Origin of the sequence: Algoriphagus formosus, assembly GCF_002807035.1 — a bacterium.
GTDB classification, from domain to species: Bacteria; Bacteroidota; Bacteroidia; order Cytophagales; family Cyclobacteriaceae; genus Algoriphagus; species Algoriphagus formosus.
In genome coordinates this window covers 1558775-1570221 of the sequence record NZ_NIUC01000002.1, presented here as the reverse complement: position 1 = coordinate 1570221, position 11447 = coordinate 1558775, and the positions used below count along the sequence as shown (strand labels likewise).

General features: G+C 43.2%; 9 protein-coding genes. 3 read left to right on the top strand and 6 right to left on the bottom strand.

Annotated elements, in window-relative coordinates; all coding sequences use genetic code 11:
* Positions 1-65: 65 nt before the first annotated feature.
* The 4 genes from glgP to CDH51_RS13150 all read right to left on the bottom strand — a co-directional run bounded on the left by glgP (position 66) and on the right by CDH51_RS13150 (position 6640).
* Complete coding sequence (glgP, locus tag CDH51_RS13160) at positions 66-1448, bottom strand: alpha-glucan family phosphorylase (RefSeq protein ID WP_317045948.1); 1383 nt, start codon at positions 1446-1448, stop codon at positions 66-68.
* A 93-nt stretch (positions 1449-1541) separates the two neighbouring features.
* Positions 1542-1724, bottom strand: coding sequence for a hypothetical protein (locus CDH51_RS20390; protein WP_317045947.1), 183 nt, complete (start codon positions 1722-1724; stop codon positions 1542-1544).
* 357 nt (positions 1725-2081) lie between these two features.
* The gene (locus CDH51_RS13155; RefSeq protein ID WP_100628987.1) at positions 2082-3731 is read right to left on the bottom strand and encodes a carboxylesterase/lipase family protein; all 1650 of its coding nucleotides are present in this window, start codon (positions 3729-3731) and stop codon (positions 2082-2084) included.
* Between the two features lie 377 nt (positions 3732-4108).
* Positions 4109-6640: a M14 family metallopeptidase gene (locus CDH51_RS13150; protein ID WP_100628986.1), complete on the bottom strand. Its 2532-nt coding sequence runs from the start codon at positions 6638-6640 to the stop codon at positions 4109-4111.
* A gap of 156 nt (positions 6641-6796) precedes the next feature.
* On the opposite strand from CDH51_RS13150, the gene CDH51_RS13145 reads away from it, so the two are divergent.
* From CDH51_RS13145 to CDH51_RS13135, 3 genes are read left to right on the top strand one after another with little or no spacing between them, the layout of a single operon-like run.
* The gene (locus CDH51_RS13145) at positions 6797-7552 is read left to right on the top strand and encodes a (Fe-S)-binding protein (RefSeq protein WP_100628985.1); all 756 of its coding nucleotides are present in this window, start codon (positions 6797-6799) and stop codon (positions 7550-7552) included.
* A complete protein-coding gene (locus tag CDH51_RS13140; protein WP_100628984.1) occupies positions 7549-8910 on the top strand; it encodes a lactate utilization protein B in 1362 nt (453 codons plus the stop codon). Before CDH51_RS13145 ends, CDH51_RS13140 begins: the two co-directional genes overlap by 4 nt.
* Positions 8903-9463 carry a LutC/YkgG family protein gene (locus CDH51_RS13135; protein WP_100628983.1) on the top strand — a complete coding sequence of 187 codons (561 nt, stop codon included), beginning with the start codon at positions 8903-8905 and terminating at the stop codon, positions 9461-9463. The genes CDH51_RS13140 and CDH51_RS13135 overlap by 8 nt, the downstream gene beginning before the upstream one ends.
* A gap of 95 nt (positions 9464-9558) precedes the next feature.
* Here the strand turns inward: CDH51_RS13135 and CDH51_RS13130 are convergent, their stop codons facing one another.
* Together CDH51_RS13130 and CDH51_RS13125 are read right to left on the bottom strand one after the other, a co-directional pair.
* On the bottom strand, positions 9559-9789 hold the full coding sequence (locus tag CDH51_RS13130) for a hypothetical protein (protein WP_100628982.1): 231 nt from the start codon (positions 9787-9789) through the stop codon (positions 9559-9561).
* Positions 9790-10060: 271 nt separating this feature from the next.
* The gene (locus CDH51_RS13125; protein WP_100628981.1) at positions 10061-11407 is read right to left on the bottom strand and encodes a PhoH family protein; all 1347 of its coding nucleotides are present in this window, start codon (positions 11405-11407) and stop codon (positions 10061-10063) included.
* Positions 11408-11447 lie beyond the last annotated feature (40 nt).

The following is an 11447-nucleotide window of genomic DNA, read 5'->3' as shown; positions in this document are numbered from 1 at the left end:
AAATAAAAGCTCAAACCGGAATATCCGATTTGAGCTTGATAGATTGGTCAAAATACTTTCTTAAATCAACTCTTGTAAAGAACCTCATAGTATTCTTTAGCCATTCGATTGCTTTCAAAAAAGCCGATGACATCTTTCATCCCATTTTGGACGATTTCTCTCCACTGATCTGGCTGATCATAGTAGGTAGGCAAAATCTCCTTTTCGAGTACCTCGTATAGCTTTTCCAAATCGTATTCATCCTGATCCTCCACATGCATGGCTTCATAATTAGCCGGAGGAACGATGAAGCTATTTTTCCCATGCTCAGCAAACTCACAAATCCAACCGTCGAAGGTGGAAAAATTTACCCCACCATTCATGGATGCTGTCATGCCTGAGGTGCCAGATGCCTCGCGAGGTACTCGAGGGTTATTCAGCCAGATGTCTGAGGCTTGTTTCAATCGCTTACTAAGCGTCAATTCATAGGCAGTGCAAACTGCCATATTCGGGTACTGCTTACTCAGGTGTACCAATTGGTTAAATACCGAAATTGCATTATAGTCAAGTGGATACGGCTTACCAGCCCAGATAATTTGAATAGGGTATTTTGAGTTTCGCATTAATGCGTCGAATCTTCTGATATCCCGTGTGATAAGCTCAGCTCGCTTGTAGCTAGCAAACCTTCTTGCCCAAACAATAGTGAGTACTTTGGGGTCAAGCAACTTCCCTGTTTGATCGGCCACGATTTCAAAAGCCCGCTTTTTCAAGTACCACTTTCTATCATCAAAGCCTTCCTGATCCTCCTGATCCATAAATCTGTACAATTGCTTATCGGACCAGTATTTGAAGTTTTGAGAATTGGTGACATGAGTGATTTCAGGAATATTTGGATAGTTTCTCCACATCTCTCGGCTTACTTCTCCATGTAATTTGGACACACCGTTTGCCTTTCTTGCAAAGCGAAGTGCAGCCAGACTATGATTGAAAGTATCACCGGTAAAGCCAACCATCTCTCGTACTTCGTCAGGAGAGTATCCATTGAAAAAGCTCATTTTATTCAATAGATGAATATCATGTTTTTCGTTTCCAGCCTCTTCAGGGGTGTGCGTAGTAAAAACCAAACGCTTTTGGACTTCCTCTTTGCTACCAAACTTGCGCATCAAATGAAAAACTGAGCTTACGCCATGAGCTTCATTCAAATGATAGACATCAGGATTGAAATTGAGTTCTTCCAATAATTTTGCCCCGCCAATACCAAGCAGAAGACATTGAGCTACTTTGGCAGCAGTGTCCGAATCATACAACTTGTGAGTAATGGTCTGACTGAGGTAGTCATTTTCAGGCAGATCTGTACTGAGCAGGAATAGAGGAGCCGAATTAAAGGTCTCAGGCGCAAGGTACCAAGCCTTTACCCAAACAGGTACATCGTGCACCGTCACTCTAAACTTGATCCCAGTATCCTCCAAAAAGCTATAAGTCTTCTCATACCACTCAGGCTTGAGGGTTTGATCTTGGTTCCGAGTTTGATCGTAGTAGCCATATTTCCAAAGAATCCCTATTCAGATTAGGTTTTGCCCCAATTCGTATGCACTTCGTAAATGGGAGCCGGAAAGGAATCCTAAACCACCGGAATAGATCTTTAGCGGTTGATGAATAGCAAACTCCATGGAGAAGTAAGCTACTTTTTGAGTGTATTCAGAAGCGATCTGATAAGGAACGCTATAATTTTTAAAGTCAGTCATAATCATTGATTTGAGAGCGCCTAATTTATAGGAAAAGCAATGGGAAATAAGGCTTCATTGGATAAAAATTGAAGGAAAAATATTGGAAACCGTTTGAAATTAAAATGAGGTTGTCTCAAAAGACCTGCGCTACACTATGTCGGAATCAACATTGAGATCGCTTCGCCCGACTCTGTCGGGGATCGCGATGCCGTATAGACCGTCACTACGAGTGAAACGAAGCAGTCTCAAAGAAAGGAAGGGCTTTACAAATGAGATTGCTTCGGGCATCAAAGGAAACAGGACAGCTTTAGGGTTTTCAGTTTTTTGCCCTCGCAATGACGTAATATCAATTTGAGACAGCCCCATTTTAAGGAATTAGGCCATCAATGCCGCTAAACCATTTCCATCAGGTTTGTTTTTGACCTGACAGGAATCATTGAGTATTAGCGTTTCTGCATTTGTTGCCGAAAACTTTGGCCAATTTGGAAGGCTAGGAACATTCGGGTTTCCTGTGCGCATAAAAGCCAAAAGCGAGGCACTCATTTTATCCGCAAGAGCACGAGGTCTCGCTCCTCCACCAGTGTGCGTGTACATGCGGTCTGTATTTTTAAACCAAAAACAAATGTCAATACAGTGGAAAGCTTTCATTCTGCCATCATACAAATTGGGCTCCCAGCCAAACCAAGCTAGGTAAACCGGTGCACTTTGTTTGGATTTTGCTGAAGAGGTGTTGATAGCCCCTTGGCGATTGGAAAGGACCATGGCCCAGATATCTGCCGGAGATGCTTCTGGGAAATCTTTTCGGTAACCCGCCAATATAGCTTCAGACTTATCCCCAAATCGTCCCTTCAATTGCTCAGTCACCCCAGCCCAATCGATTTTTTCCAATTCGGCATTGGTTCGGGTTGGATTCCATTCATGGAAAGTCGTACACACCATCAAAGGCATATCGGATGCATGAGGGGAAGTTTCGCTGAAAAACTCTCCCTTTGGAATATGAATATCGTCAGCTACAGGCCCAAATCCACCCCTAAATCCCGGTTGGGGATATTTTTTCCGCATTCGCTCAAGTGCTACATAGGCTACATCCAGATATTCCCTCCAACTCAAATCCTGCAGTTTATCGATGGTTTGAGGAGTCAATTCAGCCGCTTCCATCACATACTTTCCGAGGTTTTGAGCGTACTCCTTGTCATTCGCGGTGAGCATGCTTCCACTGAGCGCAACGCCCTTGTGAACGATCCCTTTTGAGGCTGGCATAGCCATCGCACAGGTGACTTTTGCCCCGCCACCAGATTGTCCCATAATGGTGACATTATTTGGGTCTCCTCCGAAGTTGGAAATATTATCTCGAACCCATTCCAGAGCTGCTATAATATCCAACATTCCGACATTTCCGGAGTCCCGATATTTCTCTCCTCCCACGCCCGAAAGATCCGTAAAACCTATCGGGCCCAATCGATGATTGATGGAAACAAAGACTACATCCCCTTGCTTGGCAAAGTTTTCTCCATGATACCCATCTTGCTCGATGCCATTTCCGTTGGTGAAGCCACCCCCATGTAGCCAAACCATCACCGGTCTACGCTTGCCATCGAGACTGGGGGTCCAGACATTGAGTTTGAGACAGTCTTCGCTGACATCATCGTAATTCCAATGATCAGCGAAAGAATAATGCACATTGGCATAGCGATTATCCATAATCTGCGGAGCGGTATTTCCCCACCAAATGGTAGGTTTTACATCGGTCCAAGGTTCTGGCTTTTTAGGTGCCATAAAACGGTTTTTCCCAGATGTATCTGCTCCATACGGAACGCCTAAAAAAGTGTAAGTACTGTTGAGAATATAGCCGCGAACTTTACCGTAACTGGTATTTGCGATCGCAATATTGTCTCCGATTTGGAGGAATTGCTCATCAGAATTTGGAGCACTTTCCTTTGCAAAAGCTTGTGAAGAAAAGGGAACGGATGCGGCTATTGTACCAACACCCACTTTTTTGAAGAATTCTCTTCTGTTTGATTTCATGGCAAAAGGGTTTAAAGGTTTATTGTTTCAGTATGAAAAAATAGGAAAAGAAATTGAGAATCCTGCACAAAATATGGTGATTGTACCCAATGATTATAGTTGAAATTTATTCTATACTCATCTGGCTGGAAGTTCGAAGTTGGAAGAATGAAGCCTCCTAATTCTGAACCTTAAGGCTTATTTTGAATCATACACCCATTTTCAAAGCAGGAAAGCGGAAATACACAGGAAAAATTCCTCTTGGATAGAAGTCTGACTTTTTGCCTATTCTTGCTTCAAGCCTCTTACTCCTTGCCTCTGAATAAAAAAAACCGACCCCAATAATCGGAGCCGGTCTCTTGTGTCTTGTGTCTTGAATCTAACTTCTTGCTTTTGATTTATTGTCCTACCATAAATATTGCATTACTCAAGACCAATTTGCCAGATTCCCAGAATCCTCTGAAAATCGGGTTGTCTACAAAATAGACGATCTCTCCACGGCCTTTTCTTTCGCTTCCGATAGCAAGCGATTCACCCATGCTTGATTTTATTTTGTAGCCAATGTATCCTGTGCGGTAAGAATCATTGGAAGTGATTTTACCCGCATTGACACCTCGGTCCATGAATGCAAAAATGCTGGAGTTATTCTTCAGCGTGTAATACTTTCCTCCTGTACCATAGCCCAAAGGATGCGTCTCATCCATATCGACCTGATAAATCGCTCCAGCTGCTCCGCCGGAAATTGCCAGGCGCTCTCCTTCCAAATAAGGTTCCAATCGCTCCACCTTGGCCAAGGTATCAGCAGCTTTTTTGGCAGCTTTTTCCTCCTCATCAGTATCAAAGGTTTTAAGGGCAAATCCTTCCTTATTTGCAAAAAGATTGACAGCTCCGTCAATAGCAATCAACTTACCACCTGCACGAACCCACTCCATTACTCGCTCTTCAGCACTTTTGCTCAGTCCTCCACCCCAGGTAGAAGGCATAATCAAGACGTCATAATCACTCAAATCATATCGGCCAAGATCCCCCATTTCTAGATTTACAAGCGGATAGTCGAGTTCCTGCTCGAAGAAATGCCAGATTTCACCGTAATTGAGTGAGGAAGTACCATCTCCTCCGACCAAGGCAACTTTTGGAGCCTCAATAACTCGAATACTAGGCGACCCAAAGTCTTTCCCTTCTTCCATATATCCAGTCATGGTAGTCTCAAGCGTCACTCCAAATCGATTTGCAGCATCAACAACCTTCTTGTCAAAATCATCTACATACTCATTCCCTCCTTTGGTAATTAATAGGGTGCCTGCAGGGAAGCTCTTGCCTTCAGTTTTGAAGGCGTATTCAGGATATTTGACACGAATCCCTTGTCTTAGAAGTGAGGCCAAAAATGCCGCATCTCGGGTTCCTTCCCAAGCCGCGATGTAAGCCACTGGAGTTTGACTGACTGTTTTGCGTTCAAATTCTGCCTCCTCATATTCCCCTACAGGATCTAAGCGGCTTTCTAAAGCATAGGCTTCTAGATTGTAAGCGTATGGAAGTGCCCAGGAAGTGATGTCATAGGTAATACTGTCATTCAACTGCGGATTAGGCTCAAACAAGACCTGAGTCAATACTGATTTTGGCTGAAAAGCAGAAATAACAATATCTTCTTCGCTGGTTGAAAAGCTTACATTTTTCCCGCTAGTGTATTCAAATCCTCGAAGACCTGACTTACTTACTGCTTTACCATATTGAATTCCATTTTTATCCAGAAGTGCCAAAAGCTTTGCCTTTTGGGCAGGGTTACTTTCTCCTTTGATCACAAAGCTCTTATACTTCCCTTTTGGATTGGAGGAGTTTTCTTGGAAATACTTCGAAAATTCCTCTAGTAATTTTTCCCCATTTTGACTAGTCACTTCTACGGCAGACATGGCCGCGGTGTAGTGGCCTTCGATACGATAGCTCAAAGTGACTGTATCACCTAAGGCATTAAATCCGCCAATTCCAGCGCGTCCTCCACCACCCTGCTCGATCGTCATTCCAATAGCACCATTGTACATGGGGTAGGTATCTCCATAGGATGGGTATAGCAGATCAAAACGCTCTTTGGTAAAATAAAATCGGCCCAATTCGTCTAGGTACTTTGCGGTATTTTTTCCGAAAATATCCTGAAACTCGTGCTGCCAATCAGTCAACTGCTCATGCACAGGCTCAGCTGCCGGAGCCATGTAAAAGGGATTATTGATTCCCTGCTCATGAAAATCCAAGTGAAGTTGAGGCATCCATTGGTGATAGATTTTGAGGCGTTGCTGAGATTCTACCTGTACCTGCCATGCCCAATCTCGATTCAAGTCAAAAAGGTAATGATTGGCTCGTCCACCAGGCCAAGGTTCGTTATGCTCCATCGACTGAAGATCCGGCTGTAAGATGGTATTCATCTTTTGATTGTACCACATGGCATAGCGATCTCGTCCATCAGGATTGATACAGGGATCAATGATCACCACCTGGTTTTTGAGCCATTCTTGTGACTTTGCATTAGTTGGGTCGGCCAAGGTGTGAAAGGTAGAAATCGCCGCTTCCATCCCCACGGATTCATTTCCGTGAACATTGAAAGACATCCAGTTGATCGGAACAGCCGTGCTTGGAGTACCTTCCAGCATTCCTGTTCGCTTGAGATTGTCCTCCCGGATTTGTTCCAAATTGGCCATATTCTCAGGACTAGAAAGAATCGCGATAAAAAGCGGCCTTTTTTCATTGGTTTCCCCGTATTGAACCAATTGGATATTGGGATTATTCGCTGCTACATGCTCGAAATAATCTACCATCCGATGATGCGGAGTGAATCGGTCCCTAGGCTTGTAGCCGAGAAACTGCTCAGGGGTTTGGATTTGAGCGAAAGCTGCTCCAAGCCCAAAGGCTAGGAATAAAATAAGAAGGAGTGATTTTTTCATTTTTTGGATTCTTTGGCTTCGAAGTTAGGGTTAAAAAATCTTTTGGAAAACCAGAAATATAAATTCAGACCCCTATAGCCAATGAGTTTTGATGAAAAATCACTTTCTTGGATTGACTTGAATGAAAAATTCTAAATTCAAGCCTTTACAAAATCGATGAAAAAAGAACCTCATATTGGCCTTTTCATTCCCTGCTATGTGGACCAGTTTTATCCTCAAGTGGCTATTGCTACTTTGGAGCTTTTGGAAAAGCTAGGCTGTAAGGTCAGCTATCCATTGGGGCAAACATGCTGTGGACAGCCATTGGCTAATGCAGGATATGAGCGGGATACAGAAGGTTCAAGTCTTCACTTTATCCAACTTTTTGAAGAGTTTGACTACATCGTAGCCCCTTCCGGTAGTTGCGTTCTCCACGTCAAAGAGCATTTCCCCAATCTTCCTGGGAAAGAAAAGTCTGCCATAGGCATTCAGAAAAAGATTTTTGAACTGACAGAGTTCTTGACCGATGTGCTCAAAGTTGAAAATTTGAAAGGCGCTTTCCCAAAAAAAGTGGGTTATCATTCCTCCTGTCATGGATTACGAGGACTGCGCCTTGCTTCGAGTTCTGAGTTGAACATCCCTCATTTCAACAAAGCCAAACAACTTTTGACTAATCTGGATGGACTGGAGTGGGTTGAACTGAGCCGCAGTGATGAATGCTGCGGTTTTGGAGGAACATTTGCCATTACGGAAGAGGCACTATCCGTGCAGATGGGAAAAGATCGCTTGGCGGACCATTTATCCCATGAGGTAGACGTTTTGACTGGCGGGGATTTGTCCTGCCTAATGCATTTGGAAGGCATAGCCAAGCGAGAGGGGCAAAAAGTTGAATTTATGCACATCGCAGAAATCCTAAATCAAGCTATTCGATGAGCCATCCCAAAGCAGCCACTGAGTTTCTAAAGGATCAAGCCAATTCCCAATGGCATGATGAAACGCTTTGGATGATTCGAGACAAACGGGACGCAAGCAGCAAGTCCATCCCGGAATGGGAAGAACTCAGAAATCTTGCTTCTGAGATCAAGGACAATGTGCTTTCTAATCTCGACAAGTATCTGGAGCAGTTTGAAGCTCAGGCTCTTAAAAACGGAATCAAAGTTCATTGGGCCAAGGATGCGAAAGAGCACAATGAAATTGTACTGACCATTCTTCAAGAAAAAAATTGCGAGGCTATTGTCAAAAGCAAGTCAATTTTGACCGAAGAATGCCATCTTAACCCCTATCTGGAAAAACAGGGTATTGAGGTCGTTGATACGGATCTAGGCGAGCGAATCGTTCAATTCCTCCATCAACCCCCTAGCCACATTGTCATGCCTGCTATTCACTTGAAGAAGCGGGATATTTCAGCCCTTTTCCACGAAAAACTACAGACTGAGAAAGGAAATGAGGACCCGACTTATCTGACCAATGCGGCAAGACTCCATTTGCGGGAGAAGTTCTTGGGGGCAAAAGTAGCCATCACCGGGGTGAATTTTGGCATTGCCGAGACAGGTGAATTCCTCGTTTGTACCAATGAAGGAAATGCGGACATGGGCGTGCATTTGGCTGATACCCATATCGCATGCATGGGCATTGAGAAGATCATTCCCCGGAGGAAAGACTTGGGGGTCTTTTTACGTATTTTGGCTAGGTCGGCTACCGGCCAACCCATCACCAATTACAGCTCCCATTTCAGGAGCCCTGCAAAAGGGAAAGAAATCCACCTAGTACTCGTAGACAATGGAAGAACCCGTCAATTGGCAAGGGAGAAATTTAAAAACTCTTTGAAATGTATTCGCTGTGGAGCCTGCATGAATACTTGCCCTATTTATCGTAGAAGCGGAGGATTTAGCTATGGCAGCACCGTCCCCGGCCCAATTGGCTCTATTCTTTCGCCGGGATTAGATATGAAAAAATACAGCACCTTGCCATTTGCCTCCACCCTATGCGGAAGCTGCTCTGATGTCTGTCCAGTCAAAATCAATATTCACGAACAGCTCTATGAGTGGCGACAGGAAATCACCAAACATCACGGAGCAGTGGGAAAAGGCCTTTCCATGAAATTAGCCAGTGGAATATTCAAAAGTCCTTTAGCCTATCAGTTTTCTGGATCTTTGATGCGAAAAGTAATCAAAAGCTTGCCTAAGAGCGTAATTTACAATCCGCTGAATATCTGGGGAAAAAGCCGAGACCTTCCCAAAGCTCCAAAGGAATCATTTCAGGACTGGTATAAACGAAATCGCCATGAGTAGTCGGGAAGAAATCTTGAATTCGATACGGGGTATTCAAAAAGAAAACAAAGCCTTACCCGATATCCCAAACTTTCAGCTAGAAGGTGATTTGGTAGCACTTTTTAAAAGTGCCATTCAGGCCAATAAAGGAGAAATCTTGGGCAAGAAGGAATTTGAAAACTGGATAGCAAGTACCAATTTTCAACACATCATTTCCTGTTCGGAAGCTTTTCATACCTACGCTACTCAAGAGCTACCTGATGATGCACATCAATTAGATCATCTTGAATTAGCGATACTGGAAGTTCAGTTTGGAGTGGCTGAGAACGGAGCGATGTGGTTGGATGATTCACAATTACCCCATCGAGCACTTCCTTTCATCACGGAGCATTTAGTCTTGATTCTTTCTGAAGAAAACTTGGTCAGCAATATGCATCAGGCCTATGATCGTATAGGCAGTGATCATTCGGGTTTTGGGCTTTTCATCGCAGGGCCATCCAAGACAGCAGATATCGAACAATCTTTGGTAATCGGTGCTCATGGCGCAAAAAGCCTTCGAGTGGTTTTGCTATAGGGATTTTTTCATCAGGCCACAAAAAAAAAGACGGACAATGTCCGTCTCTTTATTTAACCAAACAATCAACCAAATTAACCCTTACGAGTTTGTCTTTAAGATACCTCCTGAGAAGAAGAGGTTTCGTCTTTGTAAATATTTACCTGAAGGATTTCAGGACCCTCGGCACTTTCTAAGCCCATTTGTGTAGTTGGTTCAGTGATTTCAAATCGGGCAGTATTTTCTGTTTGTCTTGATTCGACTTTCGCTTTGATGACAATGGTTACAGCCATCGCCAATCCTAAAGCTGCACAGATATTTTTTTGTGTGAAGATTGAAGTAGTCATGGCTTTATAAGTTGGTTTGCTTTCATACCAATCCTTTATGCCAAAACTGACCCAAAACGAAAATATTGCCCTAGAAGCCTGATTTTAAGCTTTTTCAAAAAATGAGTGTTCAAAAGCGTACGCTTTTCTATCACTTACGGACAAATTACCAAAGAAAATTTGGGGTTATCAGGGTTACAAAATTTTACATGTTTTATTCCATTCCACAAAAAAAGCGGTCCTATAAGAATTTATAAGACCGCCTAGTTGAGTAAAATTACTGAAAGACTATTTACAACAATTCATTCGCCAAGTTTGCCAACTCAGAACGCTCCCCTTTCTCCAGCTTGATATGGGCATAGAGGGGATGATCTTTGACCCGGTCAATCAGGTAAGACATCCCGTTGGACTGTGAATCCAAATATGGCGTATCAATTTGATGTACATCTCCGGTGAAAACGATTTTGGTGTTTTCACCTGCTCTGGAAATAATGGTCTTGATCTCGTGAGGAGTCAAGTTTTGAGCCTCATCCACGATGAAGAAAATATTGGATAAAGAACGACCTCGGATGTAAGCGAGTGGCTGAATAACGAGTTTCTCCTGATTGACCATCTCAGTGATCTTTTGATATTCCTTATCTGTCTCCTTGTATTGATTTTGGATAAATTTCAGATTATCCCAAAGCGGCTCCATGTAAGGATTCAACTTGGACTTAATGTCTCCAGGCAAATACCCGATATCCTTGTTGGAAAGTGGTACGATTGGCCGTGCTAAGTAGATTTGCTTATAATCTCTTCGCTGCTCCAGCGCTCCTGCCAAAGCCAAAAGTGTCTTTCCGGTACCCGCTACCCCTTGAATGGACACCAGTCGAATATTTGGATTAGTGATAGCGTGCAGTGCAAAAGTCTGCTCTGCATTTTTGGGCTTGATATTGTAAGCTAGTTTTTTATCTACTCTCTCTAGTACATTCTCATCGGAATTGTAATAAGTCAAGACCGAGTTTTTATTGCTTTTGAGGATGTAATAAGCATTAGCCTTTCGCTTGCGAGTACCCAAAACAGACTTAGCTTCGATAAATCCTACCTCATAAAGGGTATTGATGTGATCTGGATCTACATCTTCGAGCACATACTTGCCGGTATTTTCGAGTTCGGTGATATTCTTGATCTTACCAGTCTCATAGTCCTCAGCAAGAATCTCCAGCGATTTTGCCTTTAGCCTGAGATTGATGTCTTTTGAGACCAAAATGACCTTTCTGTTTTTCTCATTCTCTTTGAGGTAAAGGGCCGCATTGAGGATTTTATGATCATTCTTCTCCTCTCCAAAGATCACATTGGCATTGATCTTATTATCTGGGTTCATCAAGACCTTGAAGTTCCCCTTGGTCTTTCCATTGAGCGGAGTCCACTCATGGATCATTTGATCCCTCGACAGCTTGTCCAATAGTCGGATAAACTCCCGGGCCTCAAAGTTTTTGGTATCATTGCCCTTTTTGAACTGATCGAGTTCTTCCAACACCGTAATCGGGATGACTACATCGTGCTCGGCAAAATTCATAATGGAATTGTGTGCGTATAGGATCACTGACGTGTCCAGCACAAAGATTTTCCGATCTTTATCGGATTTGGCTCTAGGCATGTGCAGGAAAGAATAAATGGTAATTGATTGTAATAATTTA

Coding starts and splice junctions, on each gene's coding strand:
- CDH51_RS20390 (WP_317045947.1), bottom strand. CDS start 1,724: ATGACTGACTTTAAAAATTATAGCGTTCCTTATCAGATCGCTTCTGAA.
- CDH51_RS13155 (WP_100628987.1), bottom strand. CDS start 3,731: ATGAAATCAAACAGAAGAGAATTCTTCAAAAAAGTGGGTGTTGGTACA.
- CDH51_RS13150 (WP_100628986.1), bottom strand. CDS start 6,640: ATGAAAAAATCACTCCTTCTTATTTTATTCCTAGCCTTTGGGCTTGGA.
- CDH51_RS13145 (WP_100628985.1), top strand. CDS start 6,797: ATGAAAAAAGAACCTCATATTGGCCTTTTCATTCCCTGCTATGTGGAC.
- CDH51_RS13140 (WP_100628984.1), top strand. CDS start 7,549: ATGAGCCATCCCAAAGCAGCCACTGAGTTTCTAAAGGATCAAGCCAAT.
- CDH51_RS13135 (WP_100628983.1), top strand. CDS start 8,903: ATGAGTAGTCGGGAAGAAATCTTGAATTCGATACGGGGTATTCAAAAA.
- CDH51_RS13130 (WP_100628982.1), bottom strand. CDS start 9,789: ATGACTACTTCAATCTTCACACAAAAAAATATCTGTGCAGCTTTAGGA.
- CDH51_RS13125 (WP_100628981.1), bottom strand. CDS start 11,407: ATGCCTAGAGCCAAATCCGATAAAGATCGGAAAATCTTTGTGCTGGAC.